The sequence below is a fragment of the Sphingomonas sp. BK580 genome, from assembly GCF_014194975.1.
In the GTDB taxonomy this organism is placed as follows: domain Bacteria; phylum Pseudomonadota; class Alphaproteobacteria; order Sphingomonadales; family Sphingomonadaceae; genus Sphingomonas.
The window spans coordinates 138,586-155,729 of the sequence record NZ_JACIAY010000007.1 but is presented as its reverse complement, the minus strand read 5'-3'; the positions used below and the strand labels follow the sequence as shown (position 1 = coordinate 155,729).

Below are 17,144 nucleotides of genomic sequence, written 5' to 3'. Positions count from 1 at the left end.
CACCTTCCCACCTGGGCCCCGGCCTGCGCCGGGGAACAGGAGGGGCCACGCCGCCCCCGCCGCCGCCCCTACCACCGCGGCACCGGCGCGGGCGCGTCCTCCAGCGCCTTCATCTCGGCGCGCACGTCCTCGGCGCGCTGGCGGTCGATCAGTTTCTCCACCGCATTCTGGTCGCGCCGCGCCGACCTTGTCGCCGCGCCGCTGCGCTCGGCGTGCTGCTCGGCCATGCGCACGCGGTTCACCGCCGCCTCGGCCGAGCGCTGCAGCCGCTCGCGGAAATGCGCCGCCGCGGCGAGGTTGACCGCGCCCGTCGCCGCGGTCGGCACCGGCGCCACCGCGTCGACCAGCTGGCCGATGCGGTGCGCCAGCTGGGTCTCGCTCGTCAGCTGCGCCCGCGCGCGCGCCTCGTCCGCGCGCGCCAGCCCGAGCTGGAGCGTGCGCACGCGGTGCAGCCGCTTGAGCCGCGCCGCGTCAGCCATCGCCGAACACGCCGACCAGCTCGGCCGCGGCGTCCGCCAGCGGCACCACCTGCGACGTCTCCTGGCGGATGAACTCGGTGATCGCGGGGTGATAGGCGATGGCGTTGTCGATCGCGGCGTCGCTGCCCGAGCGATAGGCGCCCATCAGCACCAGGTCGCGGTTCTCCTCGTAGGTGGCGAGGTGGCGGCGCAGCGCGCGCGCGGCCTGCTGGTGCTCGGCGGGCACGATGTCGTTCATCACGCGGCTGATCGACTTGGAGACGTCGATCGCGGGATAGACCGCGCGCTCGGCCATCGCGCGGCTCAGCACGATATGGCCGTCGAGGATCGAGCGCGCCGAGTCGACCACGGGGTCGTTGCCGTCGTCGCCGTCGGCCAGCACGGTGTAGATGCCGGTGATCGAGCCGCCGGTGTTCACGTCCGAGCCCGCGCGCTCCAGCAGGTTGGGCAGCATCGCGATCGCCGAGGGCGGATAGCCGCGCGCCGAGGCGGGCTCGCCCAGCGCCAGCCCGATCTCGCGCCCGGCGTGCGCGACGCGGGTGAGCGAGTCGATGATCAGCAGCACCTTCTTGCCCTCGGCGCGGAAGGCCTCCGCGATCGCGGTGGCGCGCAGCGCGCCGCGGATGCGCAGCACCGGCGAGTGGTTGGCGGGCACCGCGACGACCACCGCGCGCTGGCGCGCCTCGCCCGCCACCTTGGTCTCGAGGAAGTCGGCGACCTCGCGCGAGCGCTCGCCGATCAGTCCGATCACGATCACGTCGGCCTGCGCCGCGCGCACCATCATGCCGAGCAGCACCGACTTGCCGACGCCCGAGCCCGCCATGATGCCGACGCGCTGGCCCTGGCCGACGGTGAGCAGCCCGTTGATCGCGCGCACGCCGACGTCGAGCGGGGCGAGCACGCGGCCGCGGTCGAGCGGCGACTGCATGTGCCCGGCGAGCGGCCAGCGCCCCGCGCCGCGGATCGGGCCGAGCCCGTCGATCGGCGCGCCCGAGCCGTCGACCACGCGCCCCAGCAGCGCCGCGCCGACCTCGGCCTCGCCGGGCGCGCCGAGCGGGCGCACCGGCGCGTTGGGCAGCAGCGCGGCGGGTCCGCCCAGGTTCATCATCAGCGTGCGGCCGTTGCGGAAGCCGATCACCTCGGCCTCGACCTGCGCGGTGCCCGCGGCGCCGATGCGGCACACGGTGCCGACCGGCAGCGACAGCCCCACCGCCTCCATCAGCAGCCCGTCGTAGGACGACAGCCGGCCCGAGACCTTGGCGGCGAAGCGCGGTGCCGCGCCCGCCAGTGTGGCGAGGTAATCGTCGGCGAAGCGGTTCAGCACGCGGGCACCGCCGCGCGCTCGATCGCCGCCGTCAGCTGCTCCATCCACAGCGCGGGACCGTCCTCGACGATGGTCGAGGCCGCCTCCATGACGAAGCTGCCGCGCGCCACCGCGGCGTCGCCGACCGGGAAGATCGTGTCGGGCAGCAGCCCGGCGAGCAGCGCGACGTCGTCGGGGTTGACCCGCAGCATCGCCGACTCGCTCGCGTCGGCGAGCAGGTCGACCGCGGCCTCGACTCGCGCGGCGAGCAGCGGACCCGAGACGCCGGTCTCGCCCACCACCGCGGTGACGAGCGTCAGCACGGTGCGGCGCAGCGTCTCGGCCAGCGCGGCGCGGTCGATCGCGCCGCCGGCGCGCAGCTGCGCGGCGACGCCGTCGAGCAGCGCGCGGTCGCGCGCCGCCTCGGCCTGCGCGGCGTGGGTGGCGGCGGCGAAGCCCTCCTCATAGCCTTCCGCGCGCGCGGCCTCGACCTGCTCGAGGCAGGGCAGCGGCTGCGCCTCGTGGTCGAGCATGTCCCAGCCAGCGGTCGGGTCGCTCGCCGGGTCGGCCGGCGCGAAGTGGCGCGGCTGCTCGGCGGTCGCGGCCGTCTCGGGCGGGCGCGCGCCGAACGCCTGCTCGATCCGCGCGATCAGGTCGGCGGGGGTGAAGCCGCCGGTGGACTCGGACTGCGCGCGCGCGCGCGTGGTGGCGGCCGCGTCGGCACGTGCCGGCAGCCCGATGACGAACGTCGCCTCAGACATAATCGTCGTCACCTGCCCCCATGTTGATCGTGCCGTCCTTGGCGAGGTTGCGCGCGATCTGGATGATCACCTTCTGCGCCTCGAGCACCTCGCTCAGCTTCATCGGGCCGCGCGCCTCCATGTCGTCGCGGATGCCGTCGGCGGCGCGCGCCGACATGCAGCCGAGGATACGGTTGCGCGCCGCTTCGTCCACGCCCTTGAGCGCGCGCGTCAGCGTGTCGCCGTCGACGTTGCGGATCAGCGTGCCCAGCGACTTGTCGTCGAGCTCCAGCAGGTTGTCGAAGACGAACATGGCCTCCTCGATCTGGCGCGCGATGTCGCGGTCCATCTTGAGCAGCTTGGGCATGACGCGCTGCTCGGTCGCCTTGCGCGCGCCCTGCAGGATCTTGGCCGCCTCGCGCGCGCCGCCGAGCTGGAGCCCGCCGACCGGGCCGCCGCCGCTGCCGCCGCCGCCGCTGCGCGACGCGATCAGCGTGCGCAGCGTCTCGACCGCCTCGGGGGTGATCGGGCCGAGCTTGGCGATGCGGTGGAGGATGTCGGGCTGGACCGCCTCAGGCAGCAGCTCGAGCACCTGGCCGCCGACCGCGGGGTCGAGGTTGGCGATCAGCACCGCGGCGATCTGCGGGTGCTCCTTGTCGAGCATCGTCGCGATCTCGCTGGCGTCGAGCCAGTCGAGCAGGTCGATCTCGCACACCGCCTCGGGCGGGGTGATCTGCGCCAGCACGCTCTCGGCCTTCTCGCGGCCGAGCGCGCGGGTCATCACCGCCTCCACCTTGGGGCCGGGGTTGAAGGTGATGCCGGTGCGCTCGCGCGCGCGGCCGACGAAATCGTCGAGCACCAGCTCCACCTCCTGCTCGCTGACGTCGGCCACCGCGAACATCGCGCTGCCCAGCTTGCGGACCTCCTCGGGATCGAGCTTCTGCAGGATCGCGGCGGCTTCCTCCTCGCCGACGAGCATCATCAGCACCGCGGCGCGCTCGACGCCGGTGAAGGTGCGCGGGGCGGCGGCGACCGCGCTCACGACTTGGCCTCGGCGGTGATCATGTCACGCACCGCCAGCGCCGCGCGCGCGGGGTTGTCGCGGGTGAAGCCGCGCACCGCGCCGATCCGCTCCTCGTAGCTGCGGCTCGTCTCGATCTGGTCGAGGCTGACCGGCGGCGCCACCGCGATGCCGGCCTCGCCCATCAGCGGCTGCCCGTCGGCGCCGAGCAGCGGCTCGCCGTCCTCGCCGAGCAGCGGGGTGCCCGGCGTCGCGGCCGGCGCCGACAGCGTCGCCGGGCTGGCGTCCTCGCGCTTCTTCATCAGCGCCTTGGCGATCGGGCGCACGCCGAGCAGCAGGACCAGCAGCGCGATGATCAGCGCGGTGACGTTGCGCGCCAGCACCGGCAGCCAGGCATTGTCGTACCACTTGGGCGCGTCGTTCGCGTCGGTGGCGTCGGCGAACTTGCGGCTGATCACCGTGACATTGTCGTTGCGGGTCTGGTCGAAGCCGACCGCGCTCTTCACCAGATCGTTGATCTGGTTGATCTCCATCGCGGTGCGCTTGCCCTTCTCGGGGTCGCGCAGCAGCACCGCGACCGACAGTCGCTTGATGTTGCCGGGCGCCGCGCGGGTGACCGACACCTCCTTGTTGAGGTCATAGGCGCGCTGGAACGAGTCGCTCTGCTTGGCAGGGTCGGGCGCGGGGCCGCCGGCCACCGGCTGGGGCTGCGGTGTGCCGGGCGCGCCGGTGGCGGGCTGCGGCGTCGACAGCTGCGAGGCCGGCGGCGGCGTGTTGCTCAGCGCGCCGGGGATGCCCGCGGGCGCCTGGCCGGTCGCCATGTTGCCGGTCCAGTTGCCGGTCTCGGCGCGCAGGCGGCCGTCCTTGTCATAGCTCTCGCGCGTCGCGCTGGTCTCGTCGAGGTTGACGTCGGCCTGCACCTCGGCGGTGAAATTGCCCGCGCCGACCAGCGGCGTCAGCAGCTGGATCAGCTGCTGGCGGTACTTGTCCTCGACGCGGCGCTGGAACTCGATGCGCTTGTCGTTGGCGGCGTCGGGGCCGTCGCCCGACTTGGTGAGCAGGCCGCCGAGCTGGTCGACCACGGTGACCGCGTCGGGCTTCATCCCCGGCACCGAGGAGGCGACCAGGTTGACGATCGAGCGGACCTGCGCGTCGCTCAGCGAGCGCCCCCCCTGGAGCTTGAGCACCACCGAGGCGGACGGCGCGGCATTGTCGCGCACGAACACGCTGGCCTCGGGCATGGCGAGGTGGACGCGCGCCTCGGCGACCGCGTCGATCTCCTGGATCGAGCGCGCCAGCTCGGTCTCGCGCGCCTGGCGCAGCCGCTCGCCCTCGACCGCGCGGCTGACGCCCATCGGCAGCTGGTCGAGGATGGCGTAGCCGCCCGGCGCCGCCTTGGGCAGGCCCTGGCCGGCGAGCAGCATCCGCGCCTTGCTGAAATCCTCCTCGTCGACGGTCAGCGCGTCCGACGAGGAATCGATGTGGCTGGTGATGTTGGCGGCGGTCAGCGCGCTGGTCACCGCGGCCTTGTCCGAGTCGGGCAGGCCCGAGAACAGCACCTTCTGCGGCGGCGTCGACAGCGCCGACCAGGCGAGGCCGGCGGCGCCGATCAGGCCGACCATCATCGCCATCGGGCCGGCGCGTCGCACCGCGGGCTGCGCGAACACGCCCTGGATCTGGCGCAGCGGGTTGGCGAACTTCTCCGGCACCAGCGTGATCGGCGCGGGGTTCTGCGGCGAGGGGGTGAGAGCGTTGCTCATATCAGACCGGCATGCTCATGATGTCCTTGTAGGCGGACAGGATCTTGTTGCGGACCTGCAGCGTCGCCTCGAAGCCGACCGAGGCCTCCTGGCGCGCCAGCATCACCTTGGCGATGTCGACGGTCTCGCCGCGCTCGTACTGCTCGCTCAGCGCCGAGGCCTTCTGCTGGCCGTCGTTCACCTTGGCGAGCGCCGACTGCATCGTGTCGGCGAAGCTCGTCGCGTTGGCCGACGCGCCCTGCGGCGCGGCGGCCGGGGCGGCGGCGCCGGCGCGGCTCAGCGCGGCGTTGCGCTCGAGGATCTGCGCGCGCAGCGCCATCACGCGGTCGATGCCGCCGACGCCTCCCACCGCGCTCATGCCGAGATCGCCCGCTGCGTGCCGGACGCGAGATCGTCACCCTGCTCGCGCGCCTTGGCGAGGCGGTAGCGCAGCGTCCGCTCGGAGATGCCGAGCCGCTTGGCGGTCTCGATCCGGCTGCCGCCGCACGCCGCCAGCGTCTCGCGGATCGCGGCGAACTCGGAGAGCTGCACCACCTGGCCGAGCGTGGCGTCGTCGACCGGGGCCGCGACCGGCGCGAGCCGCGGCGCGCTCGGGCGGTCGAACACGATGTGCGCCGCCTCGATCGTGTCGCCGCCGCAGAACAGCAGGGCGCGCTGGATCACGTTCTCGAGCTCGCGGACGTTGCCGGGCCAGTCGTGCGCGACCAGCGCCGCGATCGCCTCGTCGCTCGGCCAGGGAACGACCGGGCGGTTGCCGGCGTGGCGCAGGATCATCGTCGCCGCGAGCGCGGGAATGTCCTGCGCGCGCTCGGCCAGCGCCTTGGTGGTGAGCGGGAAGACCGACAGGCGGTAGTATAGGTCGGCGCGGAAACGGCCCGCCGCCACCTCCTCCTGGAGGTCGCGGTTGGCGCAGGCGATCACGCGCACGTCGACCGGCTGCGGCATGGTCGCGCCGATCGGCACCACCTCGCGCTCCTGCAGCACGCGCAGCAGCTTGGCCTGGAGGTTGAGCGGCATCTCGGCGACCTCGTCGAGCAGCAGCGTGCCGCCGTTGGCGGCGCGGAAGAAGCCCTCGCCGCCCGAGGAGGCGCCGGTGAAGCTGCCCTTCTGGTGACCGAACAGCATCGCCTCGAGCATGGTCTCGGGCAGCGCGGCGCAGTTGATCGCGATGAACGGGCCGTCGCGCCGCTCCGACTGGAGGTGGATGGTGCGCGCCAGCACTTCCTTGCCGGTGCCGGTCGGGCCGTTGATCAGCACGGTGATGTCGGCCTGGGCGACGCGCTCGGCCAGCGCCAGCAGCGCGAGCGACTCGGGGTCGGCGGCGGTCGGCAGCTCCGCGCCGCCGATCAGCGCGCGGGCGAAGGCGTTGCCGACGGCGGCGTCGTCGTGGCCGTAGGCGATGCGCGCGGGCTGGCCGTCGCGGAAAGGGAGCACCGCGCGCTCGCCGCTGCCGACGATCAGCGTGCGCGCCGGCGCCGGGATCGGCTCGCCGGCGGCGACGAGGTAGCTCACCCCCGCCTGCGGCCGGGCGCCGGCGGGCTGGATGGCGAAGCCCTGCGCGCGCAGCGAGGACACGAGCGTCAGGTGCTCGCGCTCCACACTGGCTGACGGCATGATCGAACGCATCGGAAATATCCCTCGAATCTCGAAGGCTTGAATGCGCCGCCAGTGGTTAACGCGGAGTATAATTGCCGGTGGCCGGCAGGTTTTTTCCGGGGGCGCGAGCGTCCGCGCCACGCGCGCGCGTACGTAGGGGAGGGGATCGGGCCGCGGTCCTCGATCACCGATCGGGGCTAAAGTTTTTCGCTAAAGCTTCGCGGATCACGGTCGTTTGAGGCGGTGACGGCGCGGCCACCTGCTCATTCGGGGGCGGCGGGGCGGGCCGAAGCAGACGGAGACTTTCCCATGACCGTGATCAACTCGAACACCTCGGCCCTGCGCGCCACCACCGCCTCGAACATGGCCAACAAGTCGCTCTCGGTCTCGATGGAGCGCCTGTCGACCGGCAAGCGCATCAACTCGGCGAAGGATGACGCCGCCGGCCTCGCGATCAGCAACTCGATGACGTCGCAGATCCGCGGCATGAGCCAGGGCATCCGCAACGCCAACGACGGCATCTCGATGGCGCAGACCGCGGAAGGCGCGCTGGGCGAGGTCTCGAACATGCTGCAGCGCATGCGCGAGCTGACGGTGCAGGCGGCCAACGGCACCTATGCCGACAATGACACCGCCTCGATCCGCGCCGAGCAGTCGGCGTTGAAGGACCAGATCAGCTCGATCGTCACCACCACCTCGTTCAACGGCAAGAAGCTGTTCGACTCGGCGGCGGCGACTGGCTTCGACATCCAGACCGGCGCCAACACGGGCGACAAGGTCACGCTCAAGTCGGTCGACTTCGGCGACGCCGCGTCGAAGCTCAACATCGTCACGACCAAGACGTTCGCCGACGCCGCGACCACCGCCTCGCTCGGCGATTATGATGCGGCGATCGCCGAGGTCTCGGGCGCGCGCGCCTCGCTGGGTTCGGCGCAGAACCGCCTCGAGTCGGCGGTGAACAACGCCACCGCCAACGTCACCAACCTGACCGACGCGCGCAGCCGCATCGAGGACGCCGACTTCTCGACCGAGACCACCGCGCTCGCCAAGTCGCAGATCCTCAACCAGGCCTCGACCGCGATGCTGGCGCAGGCCAACCAGTCGCAGCAGGGCGTGATGAAGCTGCTCGGCTAATCGCCGACGCCCACCGACGGCCCCTCGCCCCCGAACGTGGCGGGGCCGGCGCCGGGTGATGGTTGAAAGGGATGCGGGGCCCCCGTCAGCGATGCTGGCGGGGGTTTCTCGTTCGTGGCGGAGCCGAGCGCAGCGGCAGGCGAAATCCTCTCCGCTCGCGCGGGGGGGGGCGTGCAGGCCGCCATGTCCCCGGACATGGCTGGCATTGCCGGGGGCCATCCCACCGGCACGACAGACGAGGCTGGTGGGGGGGCTCCGCTCACGCACCGGCTCGTTCGCGGCAGCCCCCCTCCGTCACCCCCCTTCGGACGCGGTCCCCCTGCCCGCGAGCGGGTAGGATCTTCGGCCTCACGAAAACTCTAAATCTCCCGCCGGATCGGTCGTTTGTAGGGAAGACGGCACGGCCACCTGCGCATTCGGGGGCGGCAAGCGGGCCGGGCAGATGGAGATAGTCCCATGACCGTGATCAACTCGAACACCTCGGCGCTGCGCGCGACCACCGCCTCGAACATGGCGAACAAGGCCCTGTCGGTCTCGATGGAGCGCCTGTCGACCGGCAAGCGCATCAACTCGGCGAAGGACGACGCCGCCGGCCTCGCGATCAGCAACTCGATGACGTCGCAGATCCGCGGCATGAGCCAGGGCATCCGCAACGCCAACGACGGCATCTCGATGGCGCAGACCGCGGAAGGCGCGCTGGGCGAGGTCTCGAACATGCTGCAGCGCATGCGCGAGCTGACGGTGCAGGCGAGCAACGGCACCTATGCCGCGGCCGACGTCTCGTCGATCCGCGCCGAGCAGTCGGCGCTCAAGGACCAGATCAGCTCGATCGTCACCACCACCTCGTTCAACGGCAAGAAGCTGTTCGACTCGGCGGCGGCGACCGGCTTCGACATCCAGACCGGCGCCAACACGGGCGACAAGGTCACGCTGAAGTCGGTCGACTTCACCGCGGCGGGCGGCCTGAAGACCGTGACCGACCTGAGCTTCGCCGACGCCACCGCCGCCAACAACGCGACGCTGGATCAGTATGACGCCGCGATCGCGCAGGTTTCGAGCGCGCGCGCCTCGCTGGGTTCGGCGCAGAACCGCCTCGAGTCGGCGGTGAACAACGCCACCGCCAACGTCACCAACCTGACCGACGCGCGCAGCCGCATCGAGGACGCCGACTTCTCGACCGAGACCACCGCGCTCGCCAAGTCGCAGATCCTCAACCAGGCCTCGACCGCGATGCTGGCGCAGGCCAACCAGTCGCAGCAGGGCGTGATGAAGCTGCTCGGCTAATCGCCGATGCGCGCCGGCCCCTCGCCCCCGAACATGGCGGGGCCGGCGCCGGAGCGAGCTAAGTGGATCGCGGGACCCCCGTCAGCGAGGCTGGCGGGGGTTCCGCTTGTGGCGAAGCGGCGAGGGCAGCGGCAGGCAGAATCCTCCTCGGCACGGGGAGGGGGACCAGCCGCAGGCTGGTGGAGGGGGCTTCCACGAGGGCTGCGCTCGCGGCACACCCCCTCCACCACCGGCCTGCGGCCGGCGGTCCGCATCCCCGCGAGCGGGGAGGATCTCAGGTGTCGCTCACTCCCCGCCCTGCACCGTGAGGTCGTCGGGATTGTCCTCGGGCTCGCCCTCGGGCAGCTGGTCCACGCTCGGGTTGGCCGGGGCGTCGCGGTCGCGTGCGGGCTCGGTGAGCGGCGCGGCGGCGGGGTCGGGCTGGCGTGAGTCGGTCATCGGCGGCTCCTCTCGGACATGGTCGCGGGGCAACGCCCGCGCCCGGGCCCGGATCCCGCCGCGATCCCGCCTCAGCCGCGCGTCATCGCCTTCTTCAGCCGCGCGTGCGCGCTCGACTTGATCTGGCACACGCGCGCGGCGCCGACGCCCAGCACCTGGCCGATCTCCTCCAGGTTGAGCTCCTCGACGTGGTAGAGCTGGATCACCATCTGCTCGCGCTCGGGCAAGGAAGAGATCGCGGCGATCAGCCGGTCGCGCGTCTGCGCCTCGGAGAGCTGCTCGAAGGCGTCGGGCGTGTCGCTGGCGAACCACGGCTGGTCGTCGGCATAGACCTCGTCGATCGACTCGTAGCGCACCGCCTCCGCCGCGGCATAATCGGTGCGCAGCTTCTCGGGCGATACCTCGAGCTTGGCGGCGATCTCGCGGTCGGTCGGCGCGCGGCCGTACTCGTGGCTGAGCTGGTTGACCGCGCGCGCGTACTCGCGCTTGCGGCGGATCGCGCCGCGCGTCATCGCGGCGTGGCGGCGCAGCTCGTCGATCATCGCGCCGCGCAGCCGCGTCACGAGATATTGCTTGAGCGTCACCTGGCCGCGGTCCTCGAAGGCGGCGACCGCCTCGACCAGCGCGACCAGCCCGACCTGGACCAGGTCCTCCACCTCGATCGCGGTTGAGACCGAGCCGTGGACGTGCCACGCCAGCCGACGGACGAGCGGCAGGTGCTGCTGCACCAGCGCGTTCTCGTCGCGCTTGCGCGGGCGCGAGTAGGTCAGCGGGGCGGTGGCCTGAGCCGCGGGGAGAGGGGCGGGCTGGGCGGCGGCGAAGGCGCCGCGCATCGGCTCGGCGCTCATGCCGCCAGCGCCTGCGGCTGGTGCTGGCCACCGATGATCGCGACGACCTCGACGGGCTTGTCCTCGGGCACTTCGAAGAAGCTCATGACAGGGGTATCCGGGAGAACGGTGCGGATGAGTTTGCGGACGGCGACGCGGATCGCCGGCTGCACGACCAGCGCGAACGGCTTGGCCTCGGCCATCAGCGGCTGCGCCGCCGCCTGGAGTGCGTCGACGATGCGGCGGCCGAGCTCGGGCTCGATCACCTGGCGGCTGGGATCGCTGCGCAGCCCCTGGCCGAGCAGTTGCTCCAGCCCGCCCTCGAGCGTCATGACCCGCAGCGGCTCGCGCACGCCGGCCAGCTTGGCGATGATCAGCGGGCCCAGCTCGGGGCGGATCAGCTCGATCAGCTCGACGGGATCGTGCGTCTTCTGCGCGGCCATCGAGATCGCGGCGGCGATGCGGCGGAACTCGCGCAGCTGGATGCCCTCGGACAGCAGCCCCTTGAGCACCGCCACCAGCGCGGTCTGCGGCAGCGGCGCGAGCGCGGCGACCAGCTGCGGGGCGCGCTCCTTGAGCCCGTCGAGCAGCGACTGCACCTCGTCGGCGCCGAGCAGGTCGGCGGCGTTGGCGCCGAGCGCGTGGTTGAGGTGCGTCGCCATCACCGTGCCGGCGTCGACCACCAGATAGCCCTGGCCGGTCGCGGCATCGGCGTCGCCCGGCGAGATCCAGGTCGCGTCGAGCCCGAAGGTCGGGTCCTTGGCCTTCTTGCCGATCAGCTCGCCGAAGCCCTGGCCGGTGTCGAGCGCCAGCATCTCGTCGGGCGAGACCTGGTCCTCGCCGACGCAGACGCCGCCGAGCATCACGCGATAGGTGTAGGGCGCCAGGTTGATGTCGTCGCGCACGCGCACCTGCGGCACCACGAAGCCCAGCTCCTTGCTCAGCTGGCGGCGCACGCCGGTGAGACGGCTCATCAGCGGCGCGCCGCGGCGCTCGTCGACCAGCGGCACCAGGCCGTAGCCGACGTCGAGGTTGACCATCATCGCCTCGGTCACCTCGTCCCAGCCGATCTTCGACGGGTCGGGCTGCTCGACCGCGACCGGGGCCTCCACGATCTGCGGGCGCTTGGCGTTCTGGTGCAGCTTCCACGCGGCGAAGCCGGCGATGGCGGCGAGCGGCAGGATGACGAAGTGCGGCATGCCGGGCAGCAGCCCGAGCAGCGTCAGGATCACCGCCACCGGCGCCCAGGTGCGCGCCGAGCCGAACTGCCCGCCGATCTGGCCGGCGAGGTCCTTGTCCGAGCTGACGCGGGTGACGATCGAGGCGGCGGCGATCGAGAGCAGCAGCGCGGGCACCTGCGCCACCAGCGCGTCGCCGATCGCCAGCATCGTGTAGCTCTGCGCCGCCTTGGCGATCGTCAGCCCGTGGCTCACGGGCCCGAGGATCAGCCCGCCGACGATATTCGCCGCGAGGATCAACAGGCCGGCGACCGCGTCGCCCTTCACGAACTTGGACGAACCGTCCATCGAGCCGTAGAAGTCGGCCTCGGTGGCGACCTCGACGCGGCGCTTCTTGGCGTCGTCGGGGGTGATCAGGCCGGCGTTGAGGTCGGCGTCGATCGCCATCTGCTTGCCGGGCAGCGCGTCGAGCGTGAAGCGCGCCGACACCTCGGAGACGCGGCCGGCGCCCTTGGTGACCACGATCAGGTTGATGATGACGATGATCGCGAAGACGAACAGGCCGACGACATAGTCGCCGCCGATCACGAACGAGCCGAAGGCCTCGATCACGTGCCCCGCCGCGGCCGAGCCGGTGTGGCCGTGGACCAGCACGATGCGAGTCGAGGCGACGTTGAGGCCGAGCCGGAACAGCGTGGCGAACAGCAGCACCGTCGGGAACGACGAGAAGTCGAGCGGCTTCTCGGCGTTGAGCGCCACCATCAGCACCGCGAGGCTGATCGTGATGTTCATGATGAAGAACACGTCCAGCATGAAGGCCGGGATCGGCACCACCATGAGGACGACGAGCAGCAGGATCGCGGCGGGCAGCGCGGCCTGGCGCGCGTTGGCGAGCAGCTTCATCGGATCAGTTCCCCATCCGCGCGAGCATCATGTAGGCGAGCCGCGCGTTGGCGGGGGTCGGCCGGAGCAGGCTGGCCTGCTGCGCCTGGACGCCCTTGATCTGGCCGAGCGTCGACTGGCCTAGCGTCGACCGGGCCCAGGCGAGCGCGTCGGTCGCGCTCTCGCCCGCGCCGGTGACGACGGTGTTCTCGTCGCCCATCGCCAGCGCCTGTGCGGCGAACTGCAGCCGGTCGGACGGCGTGGTCGCGCCCATCGACGCGGCGCCGTCGCCCAGCTTGCCGGCGAAGCGCTGGTACACCTCGCCGAGCGAGCGCGCGGAGCCGTCGCTGTCGAAGAAGACGCCGCGGTTGGCGCGCGCGGCGGCGGGGAAGAGCGAGGCGGCGCTGCGCTCGGGATTGCTCTGCATCGCCGAGAGGAAGGTGCGCGCGCCGCCCAGCCCGAGGAAATGCGCCATATAGAGGTCGGTGCCGGTCGCCGCGCGCCCGGTCGACGCCTCGATCGCGTCCTTGTTGTCGCTGGCATGCTCGGCCGCCATCAGCGAGGCGACCTCGGGATCGTTGCGCAGCCCCAGCACCGCGGCGCGGTTGCCGCCGGTGACGGTGAAGCGCCCGCCCGACTGCTGGATGCTGTCCGCCGCCCAGCCGAGCCCGTGCTCGCTGCCGTGCTTCTTCACCACCGCGAGCCAGCTCTGCTCGACGAACTGGTACAGGCCCGAGGCGGAGGAGGTGCTGGCGCGCGCGCTGGCGTTGAGCCCGCTCTCGATCTTGGCCTGGCCGAGGAGATAGTTGAAGTCGACGCCGGTGCGCTGCGCCGCGCGCTGGATCGCGGAGGTGACGCGGCCGGTGGCCGGGGTGAGCGCGGAGACGGTCATGCCATGCGTGGAGCAAGAGGCGTGCCAGATTGAGGGCGGGCGCGTTCCGCCTTACGCGCTAACCTGTTCCGCGGCGCAGGCCGGGGCCCAGTTGGGAAGGTCGCCGTGGTTCTCGCTGGGATTCACCCAACTGGACCCCGGCCTTCGCCGGGGAACAGCGTGTGGGATGAAGACGCGCGCGCCTTACGCGTAGGCCAGCCCCGCGCGACCGTAGGCGCCGCCGCCCTGGCCGGAAAGAAGTTGCAGGCGGCGGCGGACATTTGCCGCCATCAGGTTGACGTAGATCCGGCACGTGTCGTTGAGCCGGTCGGCCTCCTCGACCAGCCCGCGCAGCTCGGCGTCGGCCGGGCCGTCGCCGAGCGCCCGGAGCGTCTCGATCGCGCGCAGCTTGTTGCCGGTGGCGCGCTCCAGCGCGTTCATGTCGTTCGTCTTCAGCGCCGCGATCTCGGCGTGGAGCATGTCGATCACGCGCACCAGCGCGTCACGCCTGTTCATTGGCCATCCAGTCGAAACGAAGTGCGATGAACTGGTCCGCGATGGTCGCGGGCGAGAGCGGGAAGGTGCCGTTGGCGATCGCGGTCTTGATCTGCTGGACGCGGTCGCCGTCGACCGGCGGCTCGGCGGCGAGCGATTTGGCGAGCGTCTGCGGCGCCGCAATCGCGGTCGTCGCGCTGCTCGCGACCGGGGCGGCGGCCGGCGTCGGCGCGCTGACGCGCGCCACGCTGGCGACCCGCAGGTCGTTCGCCTTGATCGTTGAGGGTCCTACCGATTCCACCATGACTGCACCTGTCGGCCTCCGCTGACATCGGGAAAAACGACAGGCCGTGGCGCAACTTTAGCACTTTTTTATCGCGGCTCATTCGGTCCAGCCGGGCAGCGTCGCGCGCCCCGCCTCGACCGCCACCGCCTGCACCGGGCGCGGCGCGTCGTCGACCTTGATCATGACGCGCGCGCCGGGGGCGGCGTCGCTGATCGCGACGCCCTCGCGCGTGATCGCGAAGCCGTCGCTGCCCGCCTCGATCGTCACCGCGTCGCCGCGGCGGATCACCGGGTCGGCGCGCACCGGCGCCGCGGCCGCCGCGGCGGCGCGTGGCGCGGCGGCGCCGGCGGCACGCGGCGGCGCGATCACGGGGACGAACAGCCGCCACGACGGGCCGGCGCAGGCGATCACCACCGCGTCATGCGCCTCGGTGCGCCACGACATCGCCACCATCGGGCAGGCGGCGAGGCGCATGCGCGCGTCGACCGGGGCGCGCGCGCCGCCCTCGCTGCCGATCGGGCGCGCGGTGAAGGCGGCGACGGCGCGGTCGAGCGCGTCGGTGTCCTGGAAGCCGGCGCCGGTCGCGGCGGCGGCGAGGAGGAGGGCGGCGATCATGGCTTTTTCCCTTGTTCGCCCGCGAAGGCGAGCGTGACGAGTACCTGGCGGCGGCCGGGGCGCACCGCGGTGGCGAGGCCGAGCCGCGCGTCGGGGACGCCCGCGGTGGCCAGCGCCGCGGCGACCGCGCGCGCGCGGTCGGCGGCGAGGAGGGTGGCGCTGCGCGAGCGCGGGTCGACGTCGGCGGCGGTGCCGTCGGTCGCGCCGGTGACGGTGAGGCTCACGCGCGGGTCGCGCAGCTCGGCGCGCGCCCAGGCGGCGAGCCCGGCGGGGGTGCCGGGGGGCGTCGCGCTGCCCGGCGCGAACCCGCCGACGCCGTAGCTCGCCACCGGCATCGCCGCGGGCGCCTCGGCGCCGAAGCCCTCCGCCAGCCCGGCGGCGAGAGCGCGCGGGTCGAGCTGCTGGTTGGCCTGGAGCAGCACGAAGAAGCCGACCAGCAGCAGCGCGAGATCGGCCAGCGTCATCAGCCACAGCGCGCGCGCGGGTGCCTCGTCGGCGAGGAGCTCGTCGTCGCTCATGCCGCCCGCTCGTGCGGTGCGGCCGCGGTGTTCTCGGGATCGCCGTCCGCGACGGCGACCGGCTCGGGCGCGGGGTGGAGCCGCGCGCCGGCGCGCACGCGCGGCGCCTCGCGCGCGGCGAGCTCGGCCAGCGGCGCGACGAGGCGGGCGCGCTCGATCGCCTCGGCGCGCGCGGCGGCGCGCAGCCGGGTGGCGATCGGCATCGCGACGAGGTTGGCGAGCAGCGCGCCATATAAGGTAGCGAGCAGCGCGACCGCCATCGCGGCGCCGATCGCGCCCGGGTCGCTCATCCGCGTGAACATCGCGACCAGCCCGACCAGCGTGCCGACCATGCCCAGCGCGGGCGCGGCCTCGGCGACCCCGGTCCAGCAGTCGGTGACGAGGCGGTGGCGCTCGATCCGGGCGCGCCGCGCGGTGTCGAGCGCGGCGACCACCGCGTCCGGCTGCGCGCCGTCGACGATCAGCGCCACCGCGGCGGCGACGTCGGCGTCGTGGATCACGCTGCGGTCGAGCGCGTGGACGCCGTGGCGCAGCGCGATGCGGCTGAGCGCGGCGACCTGGTCGAGCCGGGCGTCGGCGCGGAAGCGACGGCGCGGCAGCACGCGCAGCGCGAGCAGCGCGCGGCCGAGGTCGCGCGCGGGGGTGCGCAGCGCCGCGGCGAGCGCGGTGCCGCCGAACACGATAGCGAGCGCGGCGGGATCGAGGAACATGCCGGGAGTCATGCCCGCGTCGTTGCAAGGGGCGGGCCAGTTGGGCGGGGCGCGATGGTGAGGGAGGCAATGCTTCATTCTCTATCACCCCGGCGAACGCCGGGGTTAAGGTGGGATAACCGCTGAGAAATCCACCAGCGTGCCCCAACTGGACCCCGGCGTTCGCCGCGGTGGAGGGGAGAGGGGGGCGCTACCCTCTCCACTAGCGTCATCCTGAGCGCGTCTCAGGATCCACCGGTCCGCAGGCGCCTCGGCGCCTGAGTAAGCGGCAGGGTGGATCCTGAGACGAGCTCAGGATGACGGAAGGAGAGGGGGAGTGAGGGGAGCCCCACACCCCTCGTGCCCCGGCGAAGGCCGGGGCCCAGTCGGGTGGATCTTCGTGGGTCTCACCAACGCCATCCCACCTGGGCTCCGGCCTTCGCCGGAGCACGGTAGCGTTCGCGGCCTTGCAAACGTCTGGCCCCCGGCCACCAGCCCTAGGCAGCTACCCGGCAACCGCCGGGCAGCGCCGCTTGCCGGCAAACCTGACCGGCAACCGGCAAGCCCTTGCCGCTCCGCGCCTCTCCGGCCCAGATCCGCCCCGCACGAAGTAATTGGCACGCCGCTTGCTGACATTCCCGCGAGGCGACGGGCGATCCCCGTCTCGCATGGAGGTTCGGCCAGTGGCTGAGAGTTTGTTCGGAGTTCACGGAGCAGCCCTGGAGGTGCGCGGTCAGCGCATGGGCGTGCTCGCGTCGAACATCGCCAACGCGTCCACGCCCAATTTCAAGGCCCGCGACATCGACTTCAAGGCCGCGCTCGGCGCGGTCGAGCAGCAGGGCGCGGGCGGCGTCGCCGACGCGCTGAAGTATCGCGTGCCGACCCAGCCGTCGATGGACGGCAACACGGTGGAGCTCGCCACCGAGCAGACCGCCTTCGCCGAGAACGCGGTCCAGTACCAGACGACGCTCTCGTTCCTCAACGGGCGCATCGGCCAGATCACGCGCGCGCTGAAGGGGGAGTAAGAC

Annotated in this window: 19 protein-coding genes; 3 read left to right on the top strand and 16 right to left on the bottom strand. The window is 72.5% G+C overall.

Going from position 1 to position 17,144, the window contains the following annotated elements:
• Positions 1-68: 68 nt before the first annotated feature.
• From FHY05_RS13905 to FHY05_RS13875, 7 genes are read right to left on the bottom strand one after another with little or no spacing between them, the layout of a single operon-like run.
• The gene (locus tag FHY05_RS13905) at positions 69-479 is read right to left on the bottom strand and encodes a hypothetical protein (RefSeq protein WP_183945054.1); all 411 of its coding nucleotides are present in this window, start codon (positions 477-479) and stop codon (positions 69-71) included.
• A complete protein-coding gene (locus tag FHY05_RS13900; protein WP_183945053.1) occupies positions 472-1,803 on the bottom strand; it encodes a FliI/YscN family ATPase in 1,332 nt (443 codons plus the stop codon). The genes FHY05_RS13905 and FHY05_RS13900 overlap by 8 nt, the downstream gene beginning before the upstream one ends.
• Positions 1,797-2,543 (bottom strand): flagellar biosynthesis protein FliH, encoded by a 747-nt coding sequence (locus FHY05_RS13895; protein WP_183945052.1) that lies wholly within the window; start codon positions 2,541-2,543, stop codon positions 1,797-1,799. Before FHY05_RS13895 ends, FHY05_RS13900 begins: the two co-directional genes overlap by 7 nt.
• Positions 2,536-3,564, bottom strand: a complete 1,029-nt coding sequence (gene fliG / locus FHY05_RS13890; protein ID WP_311721295.1) for a flagellar motor switch protein FliG — start codon at positions 3,562-3,564, stop codon at positions 2,536-2,538. Before fliG ends, FHY05_RS13895 begins: the two co-directional genes overlap by 8 nt.
• Positions 3,561-5,303 (bottom strand): flagellar basal-body MS-ring/collar protein FliF, encoded by a 1,743-nt coding sequence (fliF, locus tag FHY05_RS13885; RefSeq protein ID WP_183945051.1) that lies wholly within the window; start codon positions 5,301-5,303, stop codon positions 3,561-3,563. The genes fliG and fliF overlap by 4 nt, the downstream gene beginning before the upstream one ends.
• A 1-nt stretch (position 5,304) precedes the next feature.
• Positions 5,305-5,661: a flagellar hook-basal body complex protein FliE gene (gene fliE / locus FHY05_RS13880; RefSeq protein WP_183945050.1), complete on the bottom strand. Its 357-nt coding sequence runs from the start codon at positions 5,659-5,661 to the stop codon at positions 5,305-5,307.
• Positions 5,658-6,929, bottom strand: a complete 1,272-nt coding sequence (locus tag FHY05_RS13875; protein WP_183945049.1) for a sigma-54-dependent Fis family transcriptional regulator — start codon at positions 6,927-6,929, stop codon at positions 5,658-5,660. The genes fliE and FHY05_RS13875 overlap by 4 nt, the downstream gene beginning before the upstream one ends.
• A gap of 279 nt (positions 6,930-7,208) precedes the next feature.
• On the opposite strand from FHY05_RS13875, the gene FHY05_RS13870 reads away from it, so the two are divergent.
• Together FHY05_RS13870 and FHY05_RS13865 are read left to right on the top strand one after the other, a co-directional pair.
• Positions 7,209-8,033, top strand: coding sequence for a flagellin (locus FHY05_RS13870; RefSeq protein WP_183945048.1), 825 nt, complete (start codon positions 7,209-7,211; stop codon positions 8,031-8,033).
• Positions 8,034-8,489: 456 nt separating this feature from the next.
• Positions 8,490-9,317, top strand: a complete 828-nt coding sequence (locus tag FHY05_RS13865) for a flagellin (RefSeq protein WP_183945047.1) — start codon at positions 8,490-8,492, stop codon at positions 9,315-9,317.
• A 285-nt stretch (positions 9,318-9,602) separates the two neighbouring features.
• Here the strand turns inward: FHY05_RS13865 and FHY05_RS13860 are convergent, their stop codons facing one another.
• From FHY05_RS13860 to FHY05_RS13820, 9 genes are all read right to left on the bottom strand, one after another.
• The gene (locus FHY05_RS13860) at positions 9,603-9,755 is read right to left on the bottom strand and encodes a hypothetical protein (protein ID WP_183945046.1); all 153 of its coding nucleotides are present in this window, start codon (positions 9,753-9,755) and stop codon (positions 9,603-9,605) included.
• Between the two features lie 71 nt (positions 9,756-9,826).
• Complete coding sequence (locus FHY05_RS13855) at positions 9,827-10,603, bottom strand: sigma-70 family RNA polymerase sigma factor (protein WP_183945045.1); 777 nt, start codon at positions 10,601-10,603, stop codon at positions 9,827-9,829.
• Positions 10,600-12,663 carry a flagellar biosynthesis protein FlhA gene (gene flhA / locus FHY05_RS13850; protein WP_183945044.1) on the bottom strand — a complete coding sequence of 688 codons (2,064 nt, stop codon included), beginning with the start codon at positions 12,661-12,663 and terminating at the stop codon, positions 10,600-10,602. The genes FHY05_RS13855 and flhA overlap by 4 nt, the downstream gene beginning before the upstream one ends.
• A gap of 4 nt (positions 12,664-12,667) precedes the next feature.
• Positions 12,668-13,534: a lytic transglycosylase domain-containing protein gene (locus tag FHY05_RS13845; RefSeq protein ID WP_183945043.1), complete on the bottom strand. Its 867-nt coding sequence runs from the start codon at positions 13,532-13,534 to the stop codon at positions 12,668-12,670.
• A gap of 183 nt (positions 13,535-13,717) precedes the next feature.
• Positions 13,718-14,029, bottom strand: coding sequence for a flagellar protein FlgN (locus tag FHY05_RS13840; RefSeq protein ID WP_183945042.1), 312 nt, complete (start codon positions 14,027-14,029; stop codon positions 13,718-13,720).
• Entirely contained in the window at positions 14,016-14,312 is a 297-nt protein-coding gene (flgM, locus tag FHY05_RS13835) for a flagellar biosynthesis anti-sigma factor FlgM (protein ID WP_183945041.1), read from the bottom strand. The genes FHY05_RS13840 and flgM overlap by 14 nt, the downstream gene beginning before the upstream one ends.
• A gap of 78 nt (positions 14,313-14,390) precedes the next feature.
• Positions 14,391-14,909 carry a flagella basal body P-ring formation protein FlgA gene (locus FHY05_RS13830; RefSeq protein WP_183945040.1) on the bottom strand — a complete coding sequence of 173 codons (519 nt, stop codon included), beginning with the start codon at positions 14,907-14,909 and terminating at the stop codon, positions 14,391-14,393.
• On the bottom strand, positions 14,906-15,427 hold the full coding sequence (locus FHY05_RS13825) for a hypothetical protein (protein ID WP_183945039.1): 522 nt from the start codon (positions 15,425-15,427) through the stop codon (positions 14,906-14,908). The genes FHY05_RS13830 and FHY05_RS13825 overlap by 4 nt, the downstream gene beginning before the upstream one ends.
• The gene (locus tag FHY05_RS13820) at positions 15,424-16,149 is read right to left on the bottom strand and encodes a motility protein A (protein ID WP_183945038.1); all 726 of its coding nucleotides are present in this window, start codon (positions 16,147-16,149) and stop codon (positions 15,424-15,426) included. Before FHY05_RS13820 ends, FHY05_RS13825 begins: the two co-directional genes overlap by 4 nt.
• A 635-nt stretch (positions 16,150-16,784) precedes the next feature.
• On the opposite strand from FHY05_RS13820, the gene FHY05_RS13815 reads away from it, so the two are divergent.
• Positions 16,785-17,141 carry a flagellar basal body protein gene (locus tag FHY05_RS13815; protein ID WP_183945037.1) on the top strand — a complete coding sequence of 119 codons (357 nt, stop codon included), beginning with the start codon at positions 16,785-16,787 and terminating at the stop codon, positions 17,139-17,141.
• Positions 17,142-17,144: the final 3 nt, after the last annotated feature.